This window comes from uncultured Bradyrhizobium sp. (assembly GCF_936928535.1).
GTDB lineage: Bacteria > Pseudomonadota > Alphaproteobacteria > Rhizobiales > Xanthobacteraceae > Bradyrhizobium.
The window spans coordinates 43181-68013 of the sequence record NZ_CAKZHY010000057.1; the positions used below are offsets into that span (position 1 = coordinate 43181).

Genomic DNA, 24833 nt, shown 5'->3' on the forward strand with positions numbered 1-24833 from the left:
CCTTTGCTCAACCGGTTCGAGGTGGGTTCGCCATGAATGCAGCCAGCGCATCGCGATCTGCCGCGGGCATGGTCAACCCCAATTTGGAGCGGCGCCAGAGAATGTCCTCCGGAAAGCGCGCCCATTCCCGGGCCATGAGGTAGCGCACTTCGGCACCGGTCAGGTCGGGACCGAAGGCAGGACCGAGCTCATCGCGCGCCTTCGCCTCGCCCAGCACATCAGGCAATCGTGAGCCGTAGGCGGCAACCATGCGGCGGGCCTGCGGCTCCTCCAGAAAGCGCCAGCGGTGGCGCGCGAGATCGACTTCGGTCTCGAACCGATCCCAGGCGAAATCGCCGCCAGGCAATGCCGCACCTGACGTCCAGGGCCGCGACATCGGATAGAACGGCGTCAGCCGCGTCACTGCCCGCTCGGCGCGAAAGCGCGAGGTCGTGATGTCACCGCCGAACATCGTGAGCAGCGGTGCCTTACGCCGGCGCGCGTGGAACAACGTCGTGCCGTCGCCGCGCCGGGCGGACACAGGCGACAGGTTGACGCCGGTGACCGAGCGCACCACGTCCGTCGGACCAACCCGCTCGCGGAAATAGCGGCTCACGGCCTCGCAGAGATAGCTGACGTCAGCGCCCGACATCGCGACGATGGCGGGATCGCCGGTGAAATCATGCGTGACGGTGCCGACCAGCGTGAAGTCGCGCTCGAACGGGCTGGCGAAAATCAGCCGGCCGTCATTGTTCTGGAACACATAGACGTTGTCGGACTCGAACAGCCTCGGCACGATGATCTGGCTCATCTGCACGGCTGCCCTGGCCGCTTGCTGCTGCCGCAGCACGGTCTCGGCGACCAGCGACGTCCAGGCGCCGGTGGCGTTGGCCAGCGCGCGGGCCGTGATCGTGCGGCGATGACCGCGATCGACGATAGCGAGCCGCCAGGTATCGGTCCTGTCGGCCCGCACACAACGCGCCCCCGTCCGGATCGCGGCGCCGCGTTCGGCGGCATCCAGCGCCGTGAGCACCACCAGGCGCGAATCGTCGACGACGCAATCGGTGTATGCGAACGCAATGCCGAACGGCCGTTTCAGCGCGTCGCCGACCGGATGATGCGTGATGTCGAGCGTCGTCGAGGCCGGAAGGCCGCCACGGTTCGTGAGGGCGTCATAAACATACAGGCCCGCCCGCAACAGCCAGGGCGGACGCTCGTCGGAATGGGCCGGGATCACAAAGCTCATCGGCCGCACCAGATGCGGCGCGATCCGCAGCCAGATCGCCCGCTCGGCCAATGCCCGGCGGACGCGCCAGAAGCCCCGCCGCTCCAGCACCGACAGATCGCCATGAATCAGCCGGGGGGTCGCCGATGAGGCTGCACCGCCGAGATCACCCTGCTCGATCAGGATCACCCGCAGCCCGCGGCCGGCGGCATCGCGAGCGAGGCTGACACCGTTCAGGCCGCCACCGATGATCGCGAGGTCGTAATCCGCCATGAAACCGTCTGGAGGGAGCGAGGTAAGCGCTCAACATCACTAGCCGGTCTTGAGCGCAAGCTCCATGGTCTCGCCGCGGCCGACGAGGTCGGCATATTTTCCGATCGGCATCGGCTTGCCGAGCAGATAGCCCTGCACGCCGTCGCAGCCCTCCTTGGCGAGGAAAGCGAGCTGGTCGATCGTCTCGACGCCCTCGGCGATGATGGACATTTCGAGGCCGTGGCCGAGATCGATCACGGCGCGAACGATGGCCGCCGATTGCGGGTTGCGCCCGAGATTCATGATGAAGGCGCGATCGATCTTGATCTTGTCGAACGGGAAGGCCTGGAGATAGCTCAGCGAGGAATAGCCGCTGCCGAAATCGTCCATGGAGATGCGGACGCCCAGCGCCTTCAGGCGGCGCAGCAGCGCCAGGCCGCGATCAAAGTCCTCGATCAGCACGCCTTCGGTGATTTCCAGCTCGAGCCGGCCGGGCGAAAGCCCCGTCTCGATCAGGATCGAATGGACGAGGCCAACCACGTCACCGTGCATGAACTGCGCCGGCGACAGATTGACCGCGACCTGCATTGGCTTCGGCCACGAGGCGGCCTCGCGGCAGACCTCGCGCAGGATCCATTCGCCCATCTCGACGATCAGGCCGCTTTCTTCCGCGATCGGGATGAATTCGGCCGGCGAAACCTGGCCACGGACCGGATGCTGCCAGCGCGCCAACGCCTCGAAGCCGATGATCTCGCTCTCGGCGACGCTGTTGCGGGCGATGCCCTGCGGCTGGAAGGCAAGCGAAAGCTCGCCGTTCTTGATCGCCTTCGACAGGTCCTGGTGCAGCACGCGGCGGTCGCGGATCTGCTGGTCCATCTCGGGCTGGTAGAGGCTGATCGTACCGCGCGATTTCTGCTTGGCGCGGAACAGGGCCGCGCCGGCATTGGCGAGCAGCGAGGCACCATCGGGGCCATTGTGCGGGAAGACCGACATGCCGGTGGTGATGCCTGCGCGAACCGCGCGGCCGTCGATGTGGAATTCCGGCGCGAGCGCCTCGCCAAGCCGCTGCGCCAGCGCCAGGCCCGCGTCGGGCTGCTTGCCGTCGATGATCAGGCCGAATTCGTCGCCGGACAAGCGCGCCACCAGGCCGCCGCGTGCGGTGTCCTGGAGCCGCTGGGCCACCTCGATCAGCAGCTTGTCGCCAAGCGCGTGGCCGAACACGTCGTTGACTTCCTTGAGGCCGTCGAGATCGACGCAAAGCACCGCGAATTCCTCGTCGGTCCCTTCGCAGGCCTCGATCATCTGGGTCAGCGCCTGAAGGAAGGCAGCCCGGTTCGGCAAATCGGTGAGGCCGTCGTGATAGGCCATGTGCGCCATCCGCGACTCGATCTGCCGGCGGTTGGTGACATCCTCGTGGGTCTTGATCAGATATTGCGGCTCACCGGAATCGTTGAGCACCGTGGCACGCCGGGTCAGGAACAGCCGCAGGCCGTCCTTGGTGGAGATCGGATGCTCCTCGGTGATCATGCCGCGTTTCTTGATCGCGGCCTCGTCGCGCGCGATGATCAGCTTGGCTTCCTTGGCATTGAAGATGTCGGAGGCGGTCAGGCCGGTGGCTTCCTCGCGCCGGCGGTTCAGGATCGTCTCGGCGCTGCGGTTGGCCAGCAAATAGCGGCCATCCTTCACCTGCTCCACGATCAACGCGACCGGAATATTGTCGACCACGAGTTCGAGGAACTTCTTGGTGCTCTCCAGCTCCATCGACAGCGATTGCCGATCGGTGATGTCTTCGAACACGATCAGCAGGAATTGCGGCTTGTTGCTCTCGTTGCGGACCACGATCCGGATCGAGGCCACCATGCGCCGGGCCTGCTTGACCTCGACCTCGAATTCGTTGCGATATTGACCCTCCGGCGCCAGCAGCGCCGCCCGGTCGGTCGTCTCGATGCTATCAGCCGATTTCGGACCGAACAGCTCGCGCGCGTTCTTGCCGACGACCTGGTCCCGCGAAAAGCCCCAGAAGCGCTCATAGGCACGGTTGGCGAAGATGTAGCGCCCGTCCTCGATGTTCTTCGCGGCGACGCAGGCCGGAACGTTGTCCAGCACCGTTTCCAGGAACTGCTTGGTGGAGGCGAGTTGCCGCGACAATGCGCGCTGCTCGCTGACGTCCAGATGGGTCGCCACCGAACCGCCATTGGGCAGCACGAAGTACTTGACCAGGATGGCACGGCCATCGGGCAGTTCAGTGATCAGGCCGTTGGAGCTTGCCGCCTTCTCGTAGAACTCGTCGTCGGTGACGCCAAGAACCCCGCGCTTGCGCCGCAAGCCGAGGATGTCGTAGCCGGTCATGCCGGTCCACAGGTCCGAGCGTGCAAGGCCGTAGATCTCGAGATAGCGGTCGTTGCAGAAGATGACGCGCCGCTGCGCATCCGTCATCACCACGCCCTGGTTGAGATTGTTCATGGCGGAGGAGATGAAGGCATTGCGCCGCAGCTGCGAACGCTTGCTCCTGCGCAGCGCGGAATGAATCCACAGCGCGATGGCCGCCATGAACGCGCAGACGACAACGCCGCCGATCAGGGCTTCCCAGACCAGATTGGGGTCGAAATCGCCAAGCTGGCTCAGCGGAATGTAGCTGTCGGCATAGGCACGCGAAGGCGCGACCGCGCTGGTCAGGCACACGAGCGCCTGCACAGCAATCGGAAGCATGCTGCCTTCCCGCCAGTTCTTCTCAGCCATCAGCCACCCGCGATTTCAACTGCGGATTGTCTGGCTTCACGGGTTTGGATCGGGTAAACGCCTGTAGACCCAACAGAAAAATGTGACGTGAAATACGGCAATTGCCCTGACATGATAAATGCTTCCTTAATGGACGACGCCCACGCAGCGCGTTTCCCAGGCAAACCGGGACCATCGGCACCTTCAGCGGGACTCCTAAATCACCATGGATAGGGTCGACTGCGTCGTCATCGGAGCCGGCGTCGTCGGGCTCGCGGTGGCAAGGCGGCTTGCACAGGCCGGGCGCGAGGTGATCGTCCTCGAGGAGGCCGAGGCCATCGGCACCGTCACCTCCTCACGTAACAGCGAAGTGATCCATGCCGGGATCTACTACCGCGCCGGCAGCTGGATGGCGCGCATGTGCGTCAGCGGCAAGCATGCGCTCTATCGCTATTGCGGCGAGCGCGGCATTCCGCACAAGAATTGTGGCAAGCTCATCGTCGCGACCAACGCGAAGGAAACCGAGAAGCTGCAGGCGATCAAGGCGCATGCCGAGGCCAATGGCGTGCTCGACATGCAGCTGCTCTCAGGGGAGGCCGCGCGCGCGCTCGAACCGGCGCTGGCGTGCGATGCCGCCCTGCTGTCGCCGTCAACAGGCATCATCGACAGCCATGCCTATATGCTCTCGCTGCGCGGCGAGGCCGAGGAGGCGGGCGCGGCCTTTGCGTTTCACACGCCGCTGCTCCGCGCCAAGGCGGAGGCAGGCGTGATCGAGATCGAAGCCGGCGGCGAAGCGCCGATGACCTTGCAATGCGACCTGCTGGTCAATGCCGCAGGATTGTCGGCGACATCAGTGGCGCGCCATATCGATGGCATGCCGATCGACCGGATTCCGCCGGCCTATCTCGCCAAGGGCAATTATTTCAGCTGCAACGCGCGTGCACCGTTCTCGCGTCTGATCTATCCGGTGCCCGAACCCGGCGGCCTCGGCGTGCATCTGACGCTGGACATGGCAGGACAGGCGCGCTTCGGCCCCGATGTCGAATGGATCGAGGCCATCGACTATGAGGTCGATCCGTCGCGCGCCGAGCGATTCTATCCCGCGATCCGCAAATACTGGCCGACGCTGCCCGATGGCGCGCTGATGCCGAGCTATTCGGGCATCCGCCCGAAGATCGTGCCGCCGGCGGTGGCAACGCAGGATTTTCTGATGCAGGGTCCGCGCGATCACGGCGTCGCAGGGTTGATCAATCTGTTCGGCATCGAATCGCCGGGACTGACGTCGTCGCTCGCAATCGCGGACCACGTCGCGGAGCTGGCCGAAATCTAACGCGCTGCGCGACGATCATCGCGCAGGTGCGCACCTTACAGCAGGGACGAGCGCAAAGGCTTTCATCCCTGCCTGAAAGGATACGATCAAACTCTACGCTGTTACGGGGGTTACTAGTGAAGCGTGTCGCCGGTCTGCTTCAGTCGTTCAATCTGGTCCTTGACCATCAACTTGCGGCGCTTCAACTCAACAATTTGCAGGTCGTCTGTTGAAAGGTGCACGAGAGCTTCGTGCAATTCGTTTTCGAGAGTTTTGTGCTTCCGTTCCAATTCAACCAGATGTGCCTGAATTGTCATTCGAAACCTCCTCGGTAGGGGTGAACCTTGGATTCGATCCGGACGCAGAAGTGTACATCACCGATTCGTTCTGTCGATGGGTATCCGTCGTCGCACCGTCATTTTTGAAACTTCATATGTAATGAAGCGTGAGTAAGGAACCGCGCGTCGAAAAATCCATGATATCAATGCGCTTGCGCCACCGACTTGCGAATCGTCGAAATATCTTGCGGGAGAGCGGTGCGGGAGGGTGGTAGATCGCTTGCGATCACGCCGCGCAAGGACGATAATTTCCACAAGGCATCCACAGCCTTAAATCTTAAGCCTATCGGTTTTTCGGCCACCGCAGACATGACCCATGAAGACGAGCGTGAGCTCGAAGCCGAACTCACCCGGTTGCAGCAGGAACACCGAGATCTGGACGCGGCGATCGATGCACTGCATCAATCGCCTGCCCCTGACCTATTGCGGTTACAGCGGTTGAAGAAACGCAAGCTGTTGTTGCGCGACCGTATCGCCTTCATCGAAGACCAGATCACACCCGACATCATCGCCTGACCCCGCGAGCTGTCGTTGAACGACCGCGCGTGAATCCGCTTGACTCAAAAAGAACAAAAGAGGAACATAAATCCTATCCCCGACGCCCCCGATGAACGCCCAGGCCCAACCCGCAAGGACACCGCAGATGTCAGTCCCCGCCCCTCTCGACAACAGCCATTATGAACAGGCCTGCGACCAGGCGATCGCGATGTGCGACGGCAATCTGCGCAGCACCATCAAAGCGCTGATCATGGCCAACGAATATCTGGAAGTGGAGCTGGAAGAATTACAGGCCGCTGTAGCCGCCGGCTGCATTCCGGAAACGTCGCGCAGCAAGATGCGGAGCAAGAGCAGCGCCGCCTGAACTCACCATTGGAGTGCAACGCCATGTCTGATGTGACCTACTACGTTGCAATGCCCTTTTTGATCGATGCCGACGGATCGCCTGTCGCCGGCACCGCCGAGGAATGCCAGAGCTCGACGGCTGCGCTGCGGCGCGCCGAGGCCCTGGCGCGCGGCACCGGCCATATCGGCGCGGTCGCGTTCAGCCGCAGCGGCGATCCCATGACCGGTGAATTCGGCGATGCCACGCTGCTGCGCAAATTCGGCAACGTGCCGGAAGATCTCGCAACATTGTAGAGTCAGCTGTTCACAAGCCTGATCCGCGGCTCGTGCCGCCGGTGCGCCTTGCGCACATACATGGCGGCATCAGCCTCCTCCAGCGCGCGCGCAGCGTGGGACTGCGCACCGAGCAGCGCGACGCCCGCCGAGGCACCCGCCGTCACGTGCTGACCGCGAAAGGTGAACGACAAATCGTCGATTGCCTGCTCGAAGATCACGGCCTTCGCCTTGGCGTCAGTCTCGCTGAGATTCCACAACAGCAAGGCGAACTCGTCGCCACCGAGACGGCCAACCACATCGGACGCGCGGATCTGCCGGGTCAAATTGTTTGCGATCGCCTTGAGCACCTCATCGCCGGCCGCGTGGCCGAAGGAATCGTTGATTGGCTTCAGCCGGTCGACGTCGAGCACAATCAGCGCACCGCTGGCGCGGTAGCGCTTCATGTAGGCGACGGCGCGCTGGAGTTCGCGCTCGAAGCCGCGCCGGTTGGGAATATCGAGCAGAAAATCGGTATCGGCCGCAGCCTCGAGCTCGGCGACGCGCCGGAGCGCCTGCGCCAGCTTGGTCCGCAGGTTGCGGATGGTCGCCTTGCTGGCGTCCTTGCTCGTTGCCTTGCCAGTTTCCTTGGTTGTTGCCTTGGCAGCGCCGGCAGGGGACGAGCGGCGCGGCGCCGCCGCCCGCTTGGGTACGACTTTCGTTCGGCCCCCGCTGGTATTCCGGCCCTTTTTGGCCTTCGCAGCGGTCGCCCTTTTTGGTTTCTTCATGGGCATCCTGCTCAATGAAGGCTTGCGGGGATTCACCAAGACAGGATAGTCCATTCCCTTCTCCTTGCCACCGCCTTGCGAGCCGCCGGCCGGAACCGTTAATCTGGCCTATCTTTCTGTTTTCCGAGCACAATTGACGTCATGACCGCGCCGATCGCCATCATCATGGGAAGCCAGTCGGACTGGGAGACGATGCGGCATGCTGCCGACACGCTTGCAGCGCTTGGCGTCGCCTCCGACACCCGCATCGTTTCGGCTCACCGCACCCCGGACCGGCTGTTTGCCTTCGCCAAGGGCGCCAAGGCTGAAGGCTTCAAGGTCATCATCGCCGGCGCCGGCGGTGCCGCGCATTTGCCCGGCATGGCCGCGGCGCTGACGGAATTGCCGGTATTCGGCGTTCCGGTCGAGTCCAGGACGCTGAAGGGCATCGATTCGCTCTATTCGATCGTTCAGATGCCCGCCGGCATTCCGGTCGGCACCCTCGCGATCGGCAAGGCCGGCGCGATCAACGCGGCGCTGCTCGCAGCCTCCGTCCTGGCGCTGTCCGATCCTGATCTGTCCGACCGCCTCGCCGCCTGGCGCAAGGCGCAGACCCAGGCGGTTGCCGAGCGCCCGGAGGACAAGGCGTGACCGACGCAAGGCAGGTGAAGCTGAAGCCCGGCGACACCATCGGAATCCTCGGCGGCGGACAACTCGGTCGAATGCTGGCCATGGCGGCGGCACGGCTCGGCCTGCGCTGCCAGGTGTTCTCGCCCGATCCGGATTCGCCCGCCTTTGACGTCGTGCTGAACGCGACCTGCGCCGAATATGCCGACGTCGAGGCGCTTGAGCTGTTCGCCCACGATGTCAACGTCATCACCTACGAATTCGAGAACGTTCCATCCGCCGCTGCCATGGTGCTGGATTCGCGCCGCCCGGTGCTACCGAACCGCAAGATCCTCGAGACCACCCAGGACCGGCTTGCCGAGAAGGACTTCGTGACGAAGCTCGGCATCGGCACCGCCGCCTATGCCGACGTCACCTCGGTCGCGTCGTTACGCGAGGCGATTGCGAAGATCGGCCTGCCGGCCGTGCTGAAGACCCGCCGCTTCGGCTATGACGGCAAGGGTCAGGCGATCATCCGCGAGGGTGACGACATCGCCAAGGTCTGGACCAGCCTCGCCACCAAATCGGCGATCCTGGAAGCCTTCATCCCCTATGAGCGCGAGATCTCCGTGATCGCGGCGCGCTCGGCCGCAGGCCAGGTCGAATGCTTCGACGTCACCGAAAACGAGCATCGCGACCACATTCTGAAGATCTCGCGGGCGCCTGCGCCGATCCCGGATGCGCTCGCCGAGGAGGCGCGCAGCATCGCCGGCAAGATCGCAACGGCGCTCGACTATGTCGGCGTGCTCGCGGTCGAGATGTTCGTCCTCGCCAACGGCGGCGGATCGAAGGTGCTGGTCAACGAGATCGCCCCGCGGGTGCACAATTCCGGCCACTGGACGCTCGACGGCGCGTCGGTCTCCCAGTTCGAGCAGCACATCCGCGCCATCGCCGGCTGGCCGCTCGGCAAGCCGGTGCGCCACGGTGAGGTCGTCACCATGACCAACCTGATCGGCGACGAAATCAATGATTACGAGAAGTGGCTGAGCGTGCCCGGTGCGACTGTCCACATTTACGGCAAGGGCGCTCCGCGCCCCGGCCGCAAGATGGGCCACGTCACTGAAGTTCGCCCTTCGAAGAGCAAGTGAGGGATCGCAGCAAAAAGCTGCGATCCCACTCTTGGATCACGCCGTCTTCACACCCGCGACGACGCCCGCGGGCTCCTCGCTGAGCCAGCGATAGATCACCCCGCCCAGCGCACCGCCGATCAAGGGCGCGACCCAGAATAGCCAGAGCTGCGACAGCGCCCAGCCGCCGACGAACAGGGCCGGGCCCGTGCTTCGCGCCGGGTTCACGGACGTGTTGGTGACGGGGATGCTGACAAGATGGATCATCACCAGCGCAAGCCCGATCGCGAGCGGCGCGAAACCCGCCGGCGCGCGGCCATGGGTCGCGCCCATGATGACGAACAGGAACATCATCGTCATCACAACCTCGGTGACGAAGCACACGACCATGCTGTACTGGCCGGGCGAATGCGCGTCGTAACCGTTGGAGGCAAAGCCCTTGGTGATGTCGAATCCGGGCGCACCGCTGGCGATCACGTAGAGCAACTCGGCGGCGATGATGGCGCCGCAGACCTGCGCAATCACGTAAGGCAGGATCTGGCCTGCCGGAAAGCGTCCGCCGGCGGCAAGGCCGACCGTGACAGCCGGGTTGAGATGGCAGCCCGAGATGTGGCCGATGGCATAGGCCATGGTGACGACGCTGAGGCCAAAGGCCAGGGACACGCCGACCAGGCCGATACCGACCTGCGGAAAACCTGCGGCGATCACCGCGCTGCCGCAACCTGCGAATGTGAGCCAGAACGTGCCGATCGCCTCGGCAGCGTATTTCTTCATATCCATGTGGCGTCTCCCCTGATTGCAAAGATTCTCGGAACTATGTCCGTTGCGGCCCCTCTTGGCGCCAAATTTCCCAAATCGGGGCTGCAAGAGAGCATTTTCGTCGCATTTAATGGCTGAACTTGGCCCTAAATCCCGCTTGGCTGGTGGACATCAAAGGTTTTGTCTGATACATCCGCGCCCTCAAGGTTAAGGGCTTGCGCTTTTTGCCATCCCTTCGTCTTACCAGAATTCAAATCCGATCCACTGAAGAGGATGCCGCGTGCAGGTTCTCGTTCGCGATAACAATGTCGACCAAGCCCTCAAGGCGCTGAAGAAGAAGATGCAGCGCGAGGGCATTTTCCGCGAGATGAAGCTCCGCGGACACTACGAGAAGCCCTCCGAGAAGAAGGCTCGTGAAAAGGCCGAAGCCGTGCGCCGCGCGCGCAAGCTGGCCCGCAAGAAGCTGCAGCGCGAAGGCCTGCTGCCGATGAAGCCGAAGCCGGTGTTTGGCGCTGGCCCCGGTGGTGAGCGTGGTGGCCGTGGCGGCCCCGGTGCAGGTCCGCGCGGACCGCGCTGATCTTGCCTAGATTGCAGGACTGAATTTTCGATGACGCGGGCTCTTGGCCCGCGTCATTGTTTTATGAGCGGTGCCTTGCTGGGACGAGGCACTACAGATGCGGCGCTAAAGCGCGATGCGATCAGGATTGTTTGTCATCGCGCTTTAGGTTGTTGTTTGAGCATGATCTCCGCGCGAACGCATTCCGCGTTTGTCGCGACAGGAAAACTCCTGCAAACTTTTCCGGATCATGCTCTAGCGCGAGCGAACCGTAGATGGCCTTCCCTTTTCCCCAGCCCGGCATGGCGCGGCGACGCCAGATCTGGCGCAAGCCGCTTGCGCTGGCCTTGATGGGGATCGGCTTGTGCGGCTGCTCCTTCGATCTGGGCTCACTGGGGCCGGAGAAGGACAAGCCGCAGGAAGCCCCCCAGGCAGCGGCAGCGCCGGATAGCAGCGCGGTCAGCGCCGCCAACGTCGCCGAAGCCCAGACCCACACGACAAAAGCCCAGGCCCTGGCAAAATCCGGCGAGACGCAGGCCGCGCTGGACGAGTTCAACCGCGCCGTCGCACTCGATCCCTATAATGCGCAGGCGCTTTACGGCCGCGCCCTGCTCTATCAGGGCAATAATGAGCACGACTTCGCGATCGCCGATTTCGGTGCGGCCAGCGGGCTCAATCCGCAGAAGGCCGAACCGCTGCTCGGCCGTGCCGTCAGCTATCTCGCCATCGGCAAGGTCAAGGAAGCCGCAGCCGATCTCGACGAGGCTTCCGAAGCCGATCCGCACAATGCCCAGGTCTGGACGACACGGGGACAGGCCTATGAGCGGCTGGGCGACAAGGCCAAGGCGGCCGCGTCCTACAACAAGGCGGTCGCGTTGCGCCCACGCGACGACGCCGCCCGCAGCGGCTTGGCCCGCGTCGGCGGCTAGCGTAAGGCCGGCGGCGCTGGCGCCGTCTTAATCGGGGGTGGCGCCCTTCGGCAGCACCGCGTGGAACATCGACTTCATGCCCGACAGCATTTCGTCGGCCACATTGGTCTTGGGACGCGGCATTGGCGCGCCGGCGTCGGCGCGCAGATCGAGCGGCGGGGCGATCACCGGGACCGGGATATCGGCCGGCGGGGTCAGCCGATTCGGATCGTCGTTGCCGACCGAACCGTTGCCGACCGACGCCGTGTAGGGCGGATTGGCCTGCGACGCGGCGCCATAGGCATCGGGCGACGGCGTCGACACATTGATCGGCGGCGGCAAGGGGCGGACCGTAGTTGGCACCGCAGTCACGATGCGCGGAGCCTCCGGCGTGCGGGAGGCTTCCTGCACGGCCGGCTCCGACACCTTCTCAGGCGTCTTTACCTCAGAAGGCTTCACCTCAGCAGGCTTGACCTCAGCCTTGGCCTCGGCAGGCTTGGTTTCCGAAGCTTTGGCCTCGGCGGCCTTCTCGGCAGCTTTGCCCTCGGGCGATTTGCGCAGGCGCTCGATGGCAGCCCGGGCGAGATCGTTGGCGTCGGGGGACGCGCCGGGAGCGACCGGCGACGAATTGGCCTCGACCACCGGCGCAGCGGCGGGGGCTGCCGGGGTGGATTTGGCAACAGCCTTCTCATGCGGCGAAGCCCGGCCGTGCGAAGTGGTATCGTCCTTGGCCTCGGCAGGTTTGGCCTCGACAGCCGCCTTGTCGGAAACGCTCTTCTCGGAAACGCCCTTGGCCTTCACGCCGGGGCCCGGGAGGTTGGCCAATTCGGCGGGCTTCTTGCCGGCATCTGCAGGTGCCGAGACTGCGGCTGGCGTATCCGCCGCCGGCCTGGCGTTGATGTAGTGGTTAACGATGTAGGCCCCGATGATCGTCGCGAGCACCGAGGGGAAAATATCCATCGAAATTTTAGCGAGGTATTTCAGCATTTCTCGGCCACTCCCCGCGCGATCAGATGCGGGAACTTTGGGGCATTGTAAGGGATCAACTGCGACGGATCGATGGCAAAGGTTACGCGTGCCTTACGCCTTCAGCTCGATCTCAAGGAACACGATCTCGGTTGAGGTTTCGTTAAGTACGTCGTGTTGGACGCCGGCTTTTCGGAAGTAAGATTTTCCCGCCGAAAGCTGCGCCTTGGAACGCTCCCCGCCCGGCGCCACGATGGTCATTTCGCCGGCCACGACGGGAACAATCACATAGTCCATTCCGTGGGTGTGATGCCCGGTCGCGCTATCAGGGGCAAGCCGCCATTCGGTCACCCGGACCTCGTCATTGTCGATCTGAACCTCGGACCTGGCGGCAAGCATCTCAACCCCCTCTGGGACGAATCGGCTCACGGCACGAACACCATGAATACGTAGACTGCAAATACCACCATATGGACCAGCCCGAACAGGACATTGGTCCTGCCGGTGCCGAAGGTCAGCATGCTCAGCAAGAATGTCAGGAACAGCAGCGCCGTGTTCTGGGGATTGAGCCCCAGCACCAGCGGCTGGTCGATCGCATAGGTGGCGAGCCCGACCGCCGGGATGGTCAGGCCGATGGTGGCCAGCGAGGACCCGAGTGCGAGGTTAATGCTCTTCTGCAGGTCGTTCTTGCGCGCCGCGGTGATCGCCGAGACGCCTTCCGGCATCAGGATCAGGAGCGCGACCAGGAGGCCCGCAAAGGCCGGCGGCGCCCCGATCCGGTCGGCGACGGCGTCCACGACGAGCGAGAATTTCTTGGCGAGCAGCACGACGGCCAGGAGCGAGATCAGGAGCAGAGCGATGCTCAGCGCCAGCATCCTGCCCGACAAATGGGCCCCCGCGCTCTCGTCCTCCGCCCGCTCGTGAACGAAATAATCCTTATGCAGGACCATCTGGGTGTAGAGGAACACGCCGTAGAGCACGATGGTCACGAGGTCGACGAAACCGAGTTGAAGCGTCGAATAAATCGGCCCCGGCGTCGTCAGCGTGTAGTTGGGCATGATCAGCGTCAGCGTCGCGAGCGCGATCAGCACGCTGAGATAGACGTTGGCGCCGGAGAGCAGAAAACCCTGCTCGCGGTAGCGCAGCCCGCCGATGAACACACAGAGGCCGACGAGGCCGTTGCAGACGATCATCACCACCGCGAAGACGGTGTCGCGCGCAAGCGTCGGCGCCGGCTTGTCACCGAGCATGATCGTGGTGATCAGCGCGACCTCGATGATGGTCACCGCGAGCGTGAGCAGCAACGTGCCGAAGGGCTCGCCAATCCGCTCCGCGATCACCTCGGAATGATGCACGGCCGCGAACACGGTGCCGAACAGGATCACCAGCAGGACGACCGCGAACAGACCGCCGCCGGCCGACAGAGTGAAGCCGTAGCCGGTCACGGTGACGACCAGGAACAGCAGCACCGCCAGAGCGGGGAATATCCAGGACGACCGCGGCATCGGTCCGTGAGCACTCATGCAGGCGATTCCTTCGTTGAACCGCCCGATTATGCGCGAGAAGACCGCGCCCGTCAGCCCTCAGGAGCCGTTGATGAAGCTTCGCGCGATCTCGATCATGCCAAAATTGCCGAGATCGTCATGGCCGCCCGCAGGAATCCGAACGAATTGCTTCGGTTGGTGCGCCAGCGCGAACAGCTTCTCGCCGAATACGATCGGGATGGTCTGATCCTGCGCACCGTGAACGACCAGGAGCGGCACTGTGACGCGCGCGATACGCTGGTCGGAATGGAGCGGATCCCGGATCAGGAGGCGGACCGGAACGAAGCGGAATTGCGCGGCCGCGACGTCGGCGATCGACGAGTACGGCGCCTCGAGGATTAGCTTGCGGAGCGGATGTTCGGACGCGACTGCAACCGCAACGCCGCTGCCGAGCGAGAATCCCCAGGCGACGACGCGCTGGGCATCATAGCGCGCCGCCGCGAATGAATAGGCGGCCGCGCCGTCGCGCAGCAGGCCGTCCTCGCTCGGGCGACCTGTGGAGCCCGCATAGCCGCGATAGGACAGCACGACGAGCCCGGTGCCGTCAGCTGTGATCGCCTTGAACCGCCCGGCAAGGCCGGCGAGAAAATCGCCGTTGCCGTGAAAGTACAGCACCACGTCGCGGCCGGGCTTTGGCGGCACGTGCCAGACGATGACCTTCTCGCCATCGGAGGTGGTCAGGACGTGCTCCTCGGCTTGCGGAAAGCCTGCGACGGCAGGCGCGATGCGCTCGGTGCTCGGGATCGGAAACAGCAGGCTGCGCTGTTTTGCGAACAACAGGACGAGCCCGGCGCAATAGCCGGCCGCGAGGATGATGGCGATCCATTTCAGGAATGTCATCGCGGCCCTGTCATTGCCGAGTCAGGGCTTGCGACGGCTCTTGAGCAATTTGAGGACGTCGGGCCGGATGCTCAGGGGGATCTCGCGGCAGCCGCACGCTGCGGCATGATCAGCGTGCCAGGCGATGCGCTGCTCGCGCGTCGCCTTCCCCGGCATGCGATGGGACCGGTGCCACTCCTTGTTCAGGGCCACGGTCCCCTCGTGTTACATCGCCTTGACGATGTTCTCGGTGACCTTCTTGGCGTCGCCGAGCAGCATCATGGTGTTGTCGCGGTAGAACAGCGGATTGTCGATGCCGGCGTAACCCGAGGCCAGCGACCGCTTGATGAACATCACGGTGCCGGCCTTCCAGACCTGGAGCACGGGCATGCCGTAGATCGGCGAGGTCTTGTCCTCCTCGGCCGCCGGGTTGGTGACGTCATTGGCGCCGATCACGAAGGCGATGTCGGCCTGCGCGAATTCGGAGTTGATGTCCTCGAGCTCGAACACCTCGTCATAGGGCACGTTGGCTTCGGCCAGCAGCACGTTCATGTGGCCGGGCATGCGGCCCGCGACCGGGTGAATGGCGTATTTCACCTCGACGCCTTCCTTCTTCAGGATGTCGCCCATTTCGCGCAGCGCGTGCTGGGCCTGCGCCACCGCCATGCCGTAGCCCGGCACAATGATGACCTTCTGCGCGTTCTTCATGATGAAGGCCGCATCATCAGCCGAGCCGAGCTTGGCGGGCTTCTGCTCGCCTGTCGCCCCACCCGCTGCTGCCGTCTCGCCACCAAAACCGCCGAGGATGACCGAGATGAAGGACCGGTTCATCGCGTGGCACATGATGTAGGACAGGATCGCGCCCGACGAGCCCACCAGCGCGCCGGTGATGATCAGCGCCGAATTGCCCAGCGTGAAGCCGATGCCCGCCGCGGCCCAGCCGGAGTAGGAGTTCAGCATCGAGATCACGACCGGCATGTCGGCGCCGCCGATCGGGATGATCATGAGCACGCCCAGCGCCAGCGCCAGGATGACGATCAGCCAGAAGTCGAGCGCACCGCCGGTCAGGACCAGGCGGACGATGAAGAACACCAGCGCCACCGCAATCGCGATGTTGATGATGTGACGAGCGGGCAGGATGATCGGCGCACCGCTCATCCGTGCCGACAGCTTCAAGAACGCGATCACCGAGCCGGTGAAGGTCAGCGCGCCGATGGCGACGCCGAGCGACATTTCGACCAGGCTCTGCGAGTGGATGTTGCCGGGGGTGCCGATGTCGAACGCCTCGGGCGCATAGAACGCACCGGCGGCCACCAGCACCGCGGCCATGCCGACCAGCGAGTGGAACGCGGCGACCAGTTCCGGCATCGACGTCATCGGCACGCGACGCGCGATCACGGCGCCGATGGCGCCACCGATCGCGATGCCGACAATCACCAGCACCCAGGCGAGGCCGTCGGCCGGCGGGTGGTTGGCGAGCGTGGTGGCGACCGCGATCGCCATGCCGATCATGCCGAACAGATTGCCCTGGCGCGACGACGCCGGGCTCGAAAGTCCGCGCAGCGACAGGATGAACAGCACCCCCGCCACGAGATACAAGAATGCAGAGAGGTTAGCGCTCATCTCAGGTCCCCATTGATCCCATCAGCCCGAGGTGGCCGCTTACTTCGACTTCTTCTTGTACATCGCCAGCATGCGCTGGGTGACAAGGAAGCCGCCGAAAATGTTGATGCAGGCAAAGATCAGCGCGACGAAGCCGAAAGCGCGTGCCCAGCCCGAACCGCTCGAGACATTGGCGACGCCGCCGGCCAGCAGCGCACCGACCACGATCACCGAGGAGATCGCGTTGGTGACTGACATCAGCGGCGTGTGCAGCGCAGGCGTCACCGACCACACCACAAAATAGCCGACGAAGACGGCGAGGACGAAAATCGACAGCCGGAAGATGAAGGGGTCGACGAGTTGTGCAGCATGCTCCATGGCGGGTCTCCTTAAGCCCAATTAAGCCGACTTGGGCTGGAAGTTCGGGTGGATCACGGCGCCGTCCTTGGTCAGCGCGGTGGCCTTGACGAGTTCGTCGTCCCAGTTGACGGCGAGCTTCTTCTCTTTCTTGTCGACCATGGTCTCGATGAAGGAGAACAAATTGCGGGCATAGAGGCTGGAGGCCGAGGCAGCGACGCGGCCGGCGACATTGGTGTAGCCGACGATCTTGATGCCATCTGTTTCGACGACCTCACCGGCCTTGGCACCCTCGACATTGCCGCCGCGCTCGACGGCGAGATCGACCAGCACCGAGCCCGGCTTCATCGACCTGACCATCTCGCCGGAGACGAGTTTCGGCGCGGGCCGGCCCGGGATCAGCGCGGTGGTGATGACGATGTCCTGCTTCTTGATGTGCTCGGCGGTGAGCGCGGCCTGCTTGGCCTGGTACTCTTTCGACATTTCCTTGGCGTAGCCGCCGGCGGTCTGCGCGTTCTTGAACTCCTCGTCCTCGACCGCGAGGAACTTTGCGCCGAGCGATTCCACCTGCTCCTTGGTCGCGGGCCGCACGTCGGTCGCGGTGACGATGGCGCCGAGGCGGCGCGCGGTCGCGATCGCCTGCAGTCCGGCGACGCCGACACCCATCACGAACACCTTGGCGGCGGGCACGGTGCCGGCCGCGGTCATCATCATCGGGAAGGCGCGGCCGAAGGCCTCGGCGCCTTCGATCACGGCGCGGTAGCCGGCAAGGTTCGCCTGTGACGACAGCACGTCCATCACCTGCGCACGGGTGATGCGCGGCATCAATTCCATCGCAAAGGCAGAGACGCCGGCATCGGCGATCGTCTTCAGCGCCGCCTCGTTGCCATAGGGGTCCATGATGGCGATGACGAGCGCGCCGCGCTTGTACTGCGCGAGCTCGGAGGCTTCGGGGCGCTTCACCTTGATGATGATGTCGGCGTCCTTCAGCGCATCCGCGCTGACGGTGGCGCCCACCGCTGTAAATTCGGAATCCGGCAGGCCCGACTTAATGCCCGCACCCGGCTCGACGGCGATCTCGGCGCCCAACGACTTGAACTTCTTCACCGTATCAGGCGAAGCGGCAACCCGCGGCTCTGACGGATCGATTTCCTTGGCAACGGCGATCTTCATAGGTCCTCCGGCGGCGCGGGACAGCGCACGCGCAAAAAAGTAGCGTTACTCCCGCAACGTTGCTTACCGGCTTTAGAACCGGCTTGTTTGCAAATTTAGTGGGCAGCCGCCGCCGCAGACGGAGGCAGCCGCCAAGGTCGATTTAGGTGAGGAAGATTGCCATCAGGATCACGATCAGCGCGACCGACGCCGTGCCGTACTTCACCAGCTTGATGAAGCCCTCGTAGGTCTGCTCGTGCGCAACGTAGTCGTTGCCGTCCGCGGTGCTGTACGCAACTTCGCTATGATCTGCCATGGATGTCCCCAGTCGAAAGTCGAATTCCTCGGCTGGGATACCTTAAACCTTCGGGCAGGGCAACGGCGCGAAGGCGCGGTTTTCCAGCAAATAGGCTCATTTGGAATCCCGATTATCGCGGATCCGGCGCGCGGAAATTGGCTTCGCTGAACCCCGGTTCAACGGATACCGCGAGCCGTCCCTGCCCTAAATCCAGGCATTCCCGCCCTTCAGCCCATCGCCTCCAGCTCGTCGATCATGCCGGCGATGACGCTCAAGCCCCCATCCCAGAACTCGGGATCCTTGGCATCGAGCCCGAAGGGGCGCAGCAGCTCGGAATAATGCTTGGTGCCTCCGGCGGCGAGCATGTCGAGATAGCGCTCGGCAAAGCCCTCGGCCGCGTTCTCGTAGACGGCATAGAGCGAGTTCACGAGGCAATCGCCGAAGGCGTAGGCGTAGACGTAGAACGGCGAATGGATGAAGTGCGGAATGTACATCCAGTAGTTCTCGTAACCCGCCTTGATCTCGATCGCCGGTCCCAGGCTCTCGCCCTGCACCGACAGCCAGAGCTCGCCGAGCCGCGTTGCGGTGAGCTCGCCGTTCTTGCGCTCGGTATGGACGGCGCGCTCGAACGAATAGAACGCAATTTGCCGCACCACGGTATTGATCATGTCTTCGACCTTTCCGGCCAGCAGCGCCTGGCGCTGCCTGGGGCTCTTGGTCTGCGCCAACAGCCGCCGGAAGGTCAGCATCTCGCCGAACACGCTCGCCGTCTCGGCCAGCGTCAGCGGCGTCGGTGCCATCAACGCGCCGTTCTTGGCGGCGAGCACCTGATGGACGCCGTGGCCGAGCTCATGCGCCAGCGTCATCACGTCGCGCGGCTTGCCCTGGTAGTTCATCAGCACATAGGGATGCGCCGACGGCGTGGTCGGATGCGAGAACGCGCCGGGCGCCTTGCCCGGGCGCACCGGCGCATCGATCCAGCGATCGGTGAAGAAGCGCTCGGCAATGTCAGCCATCTTGGGCGAGAAGCCGCGATAGGCCGTCAGCACCATGTTCCGCGCATCGGGCCAGCCGATCACGTCGGTCGCGGCGAAGGGCAGCGGCGCATTGCGATCCCAATAAGCCAGCTTCTTCTTGCCGAACCATTTCGCCTTCAGCGCGTAATAGCGATGCGACAATCTTGGATAGGCCGCGCGGACCGAGGCGACCAGCGCATCGACCACCTCGCGCTCGACGCGGTTGTTCAGGTGGCGGGAATCCGCGACATCCTTGAAACCGCGCCAGCGGTCGGAGATGTCCTTGTCCTTGGCGAGCGTGTTGGTGATCAGCGCAAAGGTGCGCTCATTGGCCTTGAAGGTCTTCGCCAGCGCTTCCGCCGCAGCCTTGCGCTTGGCCCCGTCGCGGTCCTGCAGGAAATTCAGGGTCGGCTCGATCGCGAGCTCCTTGCCGCCGACCTTGAAACGCAGGCCCGAGATGGTCTGGTCGAACAAACGGTTGAAGGCGGAATAGCCGGTCTGCGCCTTTTCCAGGAACAACTGCTCGAGCTTGTCATCGAGCTGATATGGCTTCTCCTTGCGCAGATCCTCGATCCACGGACGATAATGTGCGAGCTCGACGGCTTGCATCGCGCGGGTCAAAATATCGTCATCGATACGGTTGAGCTCGAGCGCGAAGAACAGCAGATGCGTCGAGGCTTCCGTCAGCCGCTCCGAAACGTCGCCGTAAAACTTTGAAATCGCAGGGTCCACGCTGTCGCCGGCGTGAACGAGACCGGCATAGGAGCCGAGACGGCCGGCGAGATCGTCGATCGCCTCATAGCGTCGCACGGCTTGCGCGAGCCATTTTCCGCCATCTTCGTTTGCTGTGCCTGTTGCGAGCTTGCCTTTGTAGTCGGTCTCGAACGCGACGCAATCGGCAGCCATCGTTTCGAGATCGCGCGCCACTTCCGGCGCATCGATCCCGGAATAGAGATCGGCAAGGTTCCACTCCGGAAGCTTGCCCGTCTTGCTCGCAGATTTTGCGAGTGAAGCTTTGGAGGACTTTGCCTTGGGTGCCGATTTCTTGACGGCGGATGTCTTGGCGGCGGGCTTGCGGAGAGCAGCAGTCTTGGAGCGCGAAGTCATTGTGTGGGAAACCTGTGTTCAACAATCGCGACGGCGGGCGGGGGCATCAAGGTTTAAGAGTGCGTTAATCGGCTTCGGCCAGAGTGACCCGATTCGAGACAGATAGTAGTAGCGTGCGGGGAGCACCATGGCTGCCAGTATTTTGATCGCCGACGACGACGCCGTAGCCCGCCGCCTGGTCGAGAACATGGTGCAGAAATGCGGCTATGAGACGGTCGTGGTCGAGTCCGGCGACGCTGCGATCGCAATCCTGCTCGGCCCCGACGCACCCGCGATCGACGCGGTGATCCTCGATCTCGTGATGCCCGGACTCGACGGCATGGGCGTACTGGCGAAAATCCGCGAAGCGGGCCTTACCATCCCCGTCATCGTGCAGACCGCTCATGGCGGCATCGACAACGTGATCTCGGCGATGCGCGCCGGTGCGGCCGACTTCGTGGTGAAGCCGGTCGGAATGGAGCGGCTCCAGGTCTCTTTACGCAACGCGCTCAACGCCTCGGCGCTCAAGGGCGAATTGCAGCGCATCCGTCACAGCCGCGAGGGCCGGCTGACCTTCTCCGACATCATCACCCGCGCCGAGGCCATGGCGGGCGTGATGCGCGCGGCCCAGAAGGCGGCGAACTCCTCGATCCCCGTGCTGATCGAAGGCGAGTCCGGCGTCGGCAAGGAGATGTTCGCGCGCGCCATCCACGGCAGCGGCGAGCGCAAGGCAAAGCCCTTTGTCGCGGTCAATTGCGGTGCGATCCCCGACAATCTCGTCGAGTCCATCCTGTTCGGCCACGAGAAAGGCGCCTTCACCGGCGCGACCGAGCGACACACCGGCAAATTCCTCGAAGCCCACGGCGGCACGCTGTTTCTGGACGAGGTCAGCGAGCTGCCGCTGACCGCACAGGTCAAGCTCTTGCGCGCACTTCAGGAGGGGGCCGTCGAGGCCGTCGGCGGCCGCAAGCCCGTCAAGGTCGACGTCCGCATCATCTCTGCGACCAATCGCAAGCTTCTGGATCGGGTCAAGCAAGGGCACTTCCGCGAAGATCTGTTCTACCGCCTGCACGTGCTCCCGCTGACGATCCCCTCGCTCAGGGCGCGCCGCGAGGACATTCCGCATCTGCTCAGGCATTTCCTGGCGCGCTTTGCCGCCGAGGAGAACCGGGCGATCTCCGGCGTCACCGGCGAGGCCGTGGCGCATCTCGCCCAGCTCGACTGGCCCGGCAACATCCGCCAGCTCGAAAATGCCGTTTACCGCGCGGTGGTGATGAGCGAGGGCGACCAGCTCGGTCTCGACGATTTCCCGCTGCTGGCCTCGCACCCGCATTCCGCGACCGAGATCCCGACTGCGCCGCTGATGATCGAGCCGATCGCAGCGCCCTCGGTGGTGTCGGGTAATGAAATACCCATCGCGCCGCTGCCCCTGGCAGGGGCTCTTTCGATGTTGACCCCCACCGGCGATGTCCGCCCGCTTGAGGATATGGAGAACGAGATCATCCGCTTTGCGATCTCGCATTACCGTGGACAGATGTCCGAGGTGGCCCGCCGACTCAAGATCGGCAGGTCTACGCTGTATCGCAAACTCGACGAAGCAGGGGTTCCCGGACATGGCGGGAAAAGCGGCGAGGAGACGCACTGAACCTCATGCGAATGCAGGTTCGCGCCGCTCAGCGATGCGCCCCGCAACCCGTTGAATTACGGCAAAATTCGGCTTTCGCCGGAACCGTGACTTGGAAGTGACAGACAGCGGGAAAAGCGTGGGTTGAAGCCGCACAATCCGTTGCAAACAGGCCGTCTTGAAGTCAGTTTGTCGTGAGTTTCCCGGGGTGGCGCTAGCTGCGAAAACGGGGCCTGTATATCGTCTGCGTAAGAATCGTTGCGTTCAGGCGTGCAACTTTCGAGAGGCCGGCGCGATTTAGCCGAAGCTCATTAGGCGATAACGAAAGCTGTTCCATGAGGGACAGTTCACCCGAGGGGTGCGACACAATGCGTGACTGTTTGAACCACCGTGCAGGCTTTGACCGCGTTCTGGCGGCGGTCGCAGCGACCTTCCTCACGGTGTCGGCCGGCTCGGCGCTGGCACAGGATCAGGCACGCAGCAGCGCTGCCGAACTTGCGATCGAAGCCGCGATCCCGCGCCCCGAGCCCGCAAACGTTCCGCCCCCGACCGCATCCGACATCAAGCTCGACACCACCGCTACGGTTCAGGACGCTCCGAAAGACGCGGCCAAGGACGCTGCGAAGGAGCCTGTGAAGGCCGAAGCCGCTCCGGCCGCAGAGAAAGTCGAAACCAAGCCCGCCGACGTCGCCACCACGCCCGCCGCCGACGCGCCGAAGAGCGAGACGGCCACCACCGAGCCTGCGAAGACCGAGCCCGCCAAATCCGAAGCAGCCAAGTCGGAGCCGGCCAAATCGGAGCCTGCCAAGGCTGACACCGCAGCCGCACCGGCTGCCGCCCCCGCCGCACCTGCGACGGCAGCTGCGCCCGCCGCCGAGCCGGTGAAGGCCGCCAGCAACGTCCCCGCCGCCGATCAGCCGGTCGCCGACAAGATCAAGGACATCCTGGGCTCCAAGACTTCGCGCCAATTCGACCGCAAGAACGAGCGTGCCGCCGCCGAGAAGTTCTACGGCGCCCGCGACTTCGCGCCAGTCTGGACACAAGCGGGCAGCCTGACCGCTGCGGCCAAGGGGGTGATCGCGCGGCTGAAGGATGCGGCCTCCGACGGTCTCAACCCCGCCGACTATCCGGTGCCCGACTTCGCCGCTGCCACCACGCCCGATGCGCTCGCCGACGCCGAGCTGAAGCTCACCGCCAGCATGTTCGACTATGCGCGCCAGGCGCAAAGCGGACGCATGCACTGGTCGCAGGTGAGCGCCGACATCCTCTATCCCGAGCATCCGATCGATCCGAACGAGGTGCTCACCAAGGTCACGACCGCAGCCGACGCCTCCGCAGCGCTCGACAGCTACAATCCGCCGCAGAAGCTCTACAAGGAGCTGAAGGCGCAGCTTGCGAAGCTCCGTGGCCAGGGCGACGGCCCGGTGATCGAGATCACCGACGGCCCCGCGCTGAAATACACGCCGGCCAAGGGCAAGAAGCAGGCTGAGGTGGTCGTGCAGGATTCGCGCGTGCCGCAGCTTCGCGCCAAGCTCGGCATCACCGAGAACGCCAGCGACGACCATTACGACGCAGCGGTCGCCGAAGCCGTGCGCAAATTCCAGGACGGCGCCGAGATGAAGGCGACCGGCGTGCTCGACGCGCAGACGGTGAAGGCCCTGAACAGCCCGAAGCGCGACAGGCAGATCGACACCGTGCTCGTGAACATGGAGCGCTGGCGCTGGCTGCCGCGCGACCTCGGCGTGCCCTCGCTGGGCGATGCCTATGTCATCCTCAACATTCCGGATTACACGTTGAAGGTGATGCAGCGCGGCCAGCAGGTCTGGACCACCCGCGTCGTCACCGGCAAACCGGGCCAGCACGCCACGCCGCTGCTGACCGAGACGATGAAGTACATCACGGTCAACCCGACCTGGAACGTGCCGCCCTCGATCGTCTATGGCGAGTATCTGCCGGCGCTGCAGCAGGACCCGACCGTGCTTCAGCGCATGGGCCTGAAGCTCGAGCAGAATCGCGACGGCTCGGTGCACATCTCGCAGCCGCCCGGTGAAGCCAACGCGCTCGGCCGCATCCGCTTCAACTTCCCGAACAAGTTCCTGGTCTATCAGCACGACACGCCGGACAAGTACCTGTTCGCCAAGGATGAGCGCGCCTTCAGCCACGGCTGCATGCGCGTCCAGTACCCGGATCAGTACGCCTCGGTTCTGCTCAACATCGCGATGCCGAACGAGCACTACACTCCGGAGCGCGTCCGCGGCATGTACGGCTCAGGTGAGGTCGACCTGAAATTCCCCACGCCGATCCCGGTCAACATCACCTACCAGACCGCGTTCGTTGACGACGGCGGCAAGCTGCAATTCCGCAAGGACGTCTATGGCCGCGACGCGACCATGATCAACATCCTGAAGAACAGCCGCGGCAAGGACCTCGAGACCGTCGTCGCCCACGCGCAGCCGAGCTATTCGCGCCCGGCGACGACGCTGCCGTCAGGCGTGGCGTTCGCCAACAATGGTGGCTCGTCCGGGCTGAACTTCTTCGAGCGGTTGTTCGGTGGAGGGGCCCCGACCCCACCGCCGGCCCCGGTTGGCCGCCGGCCGCAGCGGGTATTCACCCGCTGAGATCGGGCCACGGTCCTCAACTCTTCGATTTCTTCAATAAAATCAGCGACCCTTTCCTTTGGATAGGGTCGCTTAACGTTAACCATTCTCCGCCCGAACGCGGGCGGCTGGC

General features: G+C 64.0%; 25 protein-coding genes. 10 read left to right on the forward strand and 15 right to left on the reverse strand.

Annotated elements, in window-relative coordinates; genetic code table 11:
* Positions 1–7 precede the first annotated feature (7 nt).
* Together Q0687_RS08415 and Q0687_RS08420 are read right to left on the reverse strand one after the other, a co-directional pair.
* Positions 8–1477 (reverse strand): glycerol-3-phosphate dehydrogenase, encoded by a 1470-nt coding sequence (locus Q0687_RS08415; protein WP_298874415.1) that lies wholly within the window; start codon positions 1475–1477, stop codon positions 8–10.
* Between the two features lie 39 nt (positions 1478–1516).
* Positions 1517–4195, reverse strand: coding sequence for an EAL domain-containing protein (locus Q0687_RS08420; protein WP_298874417.1), 2679 nt, complete (start codon positions 4193–4195; stop codon positions 1517–1519).
* Positions 4196–4400: 205 nt separating this feature from the next.
* On the opposite strand from Q0687_RS08420, the gene Q0687_RS08425 reads away from it, so the two are divergent.
* Positions 4401–5504, forward strand: a complete 1104-nt coding sequence (locus Q0687_RS08425; protein ID WP_298874418.1) for an NAD(P)/FAD-dependent oxidoreductase — start codon at positions 4401–4403, stop codon at positions 5502–5504.
* A 113-nt stretch (positions 5505–5617) separates the two neighbouring features.
* Here Q0687_RS08425 and Q0687_RS08430 read toward each other — a convergent pair whose 3' ends face one another.
* Positions 5618–5800: a DUF465 domain-containing protein gene (locus Q0687_RS08430; protein ID WP_057757317.1), complete on the reverse strand. Its 183-nt coding sequence runs from the start codon at positions 5798–5800 to the stop codon at positions 5618–5620.
* 330 nt (positions 5801–6130) lie between these two features.
* Here Q0687_RS08430 and Q0687_RS08435 point away from each other — a divergent pair, with 330 nt between their 5' ends.
* From Q0687_RS08435 to Q0687_RS08445, 3 genes are all read left to right on the forward strand, one after another.
* Positions 6131–6337 (forward strand): DUF465 domain-containing protein, encoded by a 207-nt coding sequence (locus tag Q0687_RS08435; protein ID WP_018641547.1) that lies wholly within the window; start codon positions 6131–6133, stop codon positions 6335–6337.
* Between the two features lie 127 nt (positions 6338–6464).
* A complete protein-coding gene (locus Q0687_RS08440; protein ID WP_298874528.1) occupies positions 6465–6683 on the forward strand; it encodes a hypothetical protein in 219 nt (72 codons plus the stop codon).
* Between the two features lie 23 nt (positions 6684–6706).
* Positions 6707–6958, forward strand: a complete 252-nt coding sequence (locus tag Q0687_RS08445) for a hypothetical protein (RefSeq protein ID WP_237862926.1) — start codon at positions 6707–6709, stop codon at positions 6956–6958.
* Between the two features lie 2 nt (positions 6959–6960).
* On the opposite strand, the gene Q0687_RS08450 is transcribed toward Q0687_RS08445, so the two are convergent.
* On the reverse strand, positions 6961–7704 hold the full coding sequence (locus Q0687_RS08450) for a GGDEF domain-containing protein (RefSeq protein WP_298874427.1): 744 nt from the start codon (positions 7702–7704) through the stop codon (positions 6961–6963).
* A 141-nt stretch (positions 7705–7845) separates the two neighbouring features.
* On the opposite strand from Q0687_RS08450, the gene purE reads away from it, so the two are divergent.
* Positions 7846–8334, forward strand: a complete 489-nt coding sequence (purE, locus tag Q0687_RS08455; RefSeq protein WP_298874430.1) for a 5-(carboxyamino)imidazole ribonucleotide mutase — start codon at positions 7846–7848, stop codon at positions 8332–8334.
* Positions 8331–9437 carry a 5-(carboxyamino)imidazole ribonucleotide synthase gene (locus Q0687_RS08460; protein WP_298874433.1) on the forward strand — a complete coding sequence of 369 codons (1107 nt, stop codon included), beginning with the start codon at positions 8331–8333 and terminating at the stop codon, positions 9435–9437. Before purE ends, Q0687_RS08460 begins: the two co-directional genes overlap by 4 nt.
* Positions 9438–9473: 36 nt before the next feature.
* Here Q0687_RS08460 and aqpZ read toward each other — a convergent pair whose 3' ends face one another.
* Positions 9474–10196 (reverse strand): aquaporin Z, encoded by a 723-nt coding sequence (gene aqpZ, locus Q0687_RS08465; RefSeq protein ID WP_298874436.1) that lies wholly within the window; start codon positions 10194–10196, stop codon positions 9474–9476.
* Between the two features lie 259 nt (positions 10197–10455).
* Between aqpZ and rpsU the strand changes: the two genes are divergently transcribed.
* Positions 10456–10752 carry a 30S ribosomal protein S21 gene (gene rpsU / locus Q0687_RS08470; RefSeq protein WP_027545547.1) on the forward strand — a complete coding sequence of 99 codons (297 nt, stop codon included), beginning with the start codon at positions 10456–10458 and terminating at the stop codon, positions 10750–10752.
* A 254-nt stretch (positions 10753–11006) separates the two neighbouring features.
* Complete coding sequence (locus Q0687_RS08475) at positions 11007–11660, forward strand: tetratricopeptide repeat protein (RefSeq protein ID WP_298874450.1); 654 nt, start codon at positions 11007–11009, stop codon at positions 11658–11660.
* A 27-nt stretch (positions 11661–11687) separates the two neighbouring features.
* On the opposite strand, the gene Q0687_RS08480 is transcribed toward Q0687_RS08475, so the two are convergent.
* From Q0687_RS08480 to Q0687_RS08525, 10 genes are all read right to left on the reverse strand, one after another.
* Positions 11688–12626 carry a hypothetical protein gene (locus Q0687_RS08480; RefSeq protein WP_298874453.1) on the reverse strand — a complete coding sequence of 313 codons (939 nt, stop codon included), beginning with the start codon at positions 12624–12626 and terminating at the stop codon, positions 11688–11690.
* A 93-nt stretch (positions 12627–12719) separates the two neighbouring features.
* Entirely contained in the window at positions 12720–13004 is a 285-nt protein-coding gene (locus Q0687_RS08485) for a cupin domain-containing protein (RefSeq protein ID WP_298874457.1), read from the reverse strand.
* Positions 13005–13030: 26 nt separating this feature from the next.
* Positions 13031–14128 carry an ionic transporter y4hA gene (locus tag Q0687_RS08490; protein ID WP_298874460.1) on the reverse strand — a complete coding sequence of 366 codons (1098 nt, stop codon included), beginning with the start codon at positions 14126–14128 and terminating at the stop codon, positions 13031–13033.
* Positions 14129–14188: 60 nt separating this feature from the next.
* On the reverse strand, positions 14189–14989 hold the full coding sequence (locus tag Q0687_RS08495) for an alpha/beta hydrolase (RefSeq protein ID WP_298874463.1): 801 nt from the start codon (positions 14987–14989) through the stop codon (positions 14189–14191).
* Positions 14990–15010: 21 nt separating this feature from the next.
* Entirely contained in the window at positions 15011–15181 is a 171-nt protein-coding gene (locus tag Q0687_RS08500) for a hypothetical protein (protein WP_298874465.1), read from the reverse strand.
* A gap of 12 nt (positions 15182–15193) precedes the next feature.
* Positions 15194–16591: an NAD(P)(+) transhydrogenase (Re/Si-specific) subunit beta gene (locus Q0687_RS08505; protein ID WP_298874467.1), complete on the reverse strand. Its 1398-nt coding sequence runs from the start codon at positions 16589–16591 to the stop codon at positions 15194–15196.
* Positions 16592–16630: 39 nt separating this feature from the next.
* Positions 16631–16948, reverse strand: coding sequence for a proton-translocating transhydrogenase family protein (locus Q0687_RS08510; RefSeq protein ID WP_298874470.1), 318 nt, complete (start codon positions 16946–16948; stop codon positions 16631–16633).
* A 21-nt stretch (positions 16949–16969) separates the two neighbouring features.
* A complete protein-coding gene (locus Q0687_RS08515) occupies positions 16970–18100 on the reverse strand; it encodes a Re/Si-specific NAD(P)(+) transhydrogenase subunit alpha (protein WP_298874473.1) in 1131 nt (376 codons plus the stop codon).
* Between the two features lie 142 nt (positions 18101–18242).
* The gene (locus Q0687_RS08520) at positions 18243–18395 is read right to left on the reverse strand and encodes an aa3-type cytochrome c oxidase subunit IV (protein ID WP_018317799.1); all 153 of its coding nucleotides are present in this window, start codon (positions 18393–18395) and stop codon (positions 18243–18245) included.
* Between the two features lie 209 nt (positions 18396–18604).
* Positions 18605–20500, reverse strand: coding sequence for a M3 family oligoendopeptidase (locus Q0687_RS08525; RefSeq protein ID WP_298874478.1), 1896 nt, complete (start codon positions 20498–20500; stop codon positions 18605–18607).
* Positions 20501–20627: 127 nt separating this feature from the next.
* Here Q0687_RS08525 and Q0687_RS08530 point away from each other — a divergent pair, with 127 nt between their 5' ends.
* Both Q0687_RS08530 and Q0687_RS08535 read left to right on the forward strand, forming a co-directional pair.
* Positions 20628–22124, forward strand: coding sequence for a sigma-54 dependent transcriptional regulator (locus tag Q0687_RS08530; protein WP_298874481.1), 1497 nt, complete (start codon positions 20628–20630; stop codon positions 22122–22124).
* A gap of 347 nt (positions 22125–22471) precedes the next feature.
* Positions 22472–24721 carry a L,D-transpeptidase family protein gene (locus tag Q0687_RS08535; protein WP_298874484.1) on the forward strand — a complete coding sequence of 750 codons (2250 nt, stop codon included), beginning with the start codon at positions 22472–22474 and terminating at the stop codon, positions 24719–24721.
* Positions 24722–24833: the final 112 nt, after the last annotated feature.

Coding starts and splice junctions, on each gene's coding strand:
- Q0687_RS08515 (WP_298874473.1), bottom strand. CDS start 18,100: ATGAAGATCGCCGTTGCCAAGGAAATCGATCCGTCAGAGCCGCGGGTT.
- Q0687_RS08505 (WP_298874467.1), bottom strand. CDS start 16,591: ATGAGCGCTAACCTCTCTGCATTCTTGTATCTCGTGGCGGGGGTGCTG.
- Q0687_RS08415 (WP_298874415.1), bottom strand. CDS start 1,477: ATGGCGGATTACGACCTCGCGATCATCGGTGGCGGCCTGAACGGTGTC.
- Q0687_RS08430 (WP_057757317.1), bottom strand. CDS start 5,800: ATGACAATTCAGGCACATCTGGTTGAATTGGAACGGAAGCACAAAACT.
- purE (WP_298874430.1), top strand. CDS start 7,846: ATGACCGCGCCGATCGCCATCATCATGGGAAGCCAGTCGGACTGGGAG.
- aqpZ (WP_298874436.1), bottom strand. CDS start 10,196: ATGGATATGAAGAAATACGCTGCCGAGGCGATCGGCACGTTCTGGCTC.
- Q0687_RS08490 (WP_298874460.1), bottom strand. CDS start 14,128: ATGAGTGCTCACGGACCGATGCCGCGGTCGTCCTGGATATTCCCCGCT.
- Q0687_RS08445 (WP_237862926.1), top strand. CDS start 6,707: ATGTCTGATGTGACCTACTACGTTGCAATGCCCTTTTTGATCGATGCC.
- Q0687_RS08535 (WP_298874484.1), top strand. CDS start 22,472: ATGCGTGACTGTTTGAACCACCGTGCAGGCTTTGACCGCGTTCTGGCG.
- Q0687_RS08435 (WP_018641547.1), top strand. CDS start 6,131: ATGACCCATGAAGACGAGCGTGAGCTCGAAGCCGAACTCACCCGGTTG.
- Q0687_RS08495 (WP_298874463.1), bottom strand. CDS start 14,989: ATGACATTCCTGAAATGGATCGCCATCATCCTCGCGGCCGGCTATTGC.
- Q0687_RS08530 (WP_298874481.1), top strand. CDS start 20,628: ATGGCTGCCAGTATTTTGATCGCCGACGACGACGCCGTAGCCCGCCGC.
- Q0687_RS08425 (WP_298874418.1), top strand. CDS start 4,401: ATGGATAGGGTCGACTGCGTCGTCATCGGAGCCGGCGTCGTCGGGCTC.
- Q0687_RS08485 (WP_298874457.1), bottom strand. CDS start 13,004: ATGCTTGCCGCCAGGTCCGAGGTTCAGATCGACAATGACGAGGTCCGG.
- Q0687_RS08510 (WP_298874470.1), bottom strand. CDS start 16,948: ATGGAGCATGCTGCACAACTCGTCGACCCCTTCATCTTCCGGCTGTCG.
- Q0687_RS08440 (WP_298874528.1), top strand. CDS start 6,465: ATGTCAGTCCCCGCCCCTCTCGACAACAGCCATTATGAACAGGCCTGC.
- Q0687_RS08480 (WP_298874453.1), bottom strand. CDS start 12,626: ATGCTGAAATACCTCGCTAAAATTTCGATGGATATTTTCCCCTCGGTG.
- Q0687_RS08450 (WP_298874427.1), bottom strand. CDS start 7,704: ATGAAGAAACCAAAAAGGGCGACCGCTGCGAAGGCCAAAAAGGGCCGG.
- Q0687_RS08420 (WP_298874417.1), bottom strand. CDS start 4,195: ATGGCTGAGAAGAACTGGCGGGAAGGCAGCATGCTTCCGATTGCTGTG.
- Q0687_RS08525 (WP_298874478.1), bottom strand. CDS start 20,500: ATGACTTCGCGCTCCAAGACTGCTGCTCTCCGCAAGCCCGCCGCCAAG.
- Q0687_RS08475 (WP_298874450.1), top strand. CDS start 11,007: ATGGCCTTCCCTTTTCCCCAGCCCGGCATGGCGCGGCGACGCCAGATC.
- Q0687_RS08520 (WP_018317799.1), bottom strand. CDS start 18,395: ATGGCAGATCATAGCGAAGTTGCGTACAGCACCGCGGACGGCAACGAC.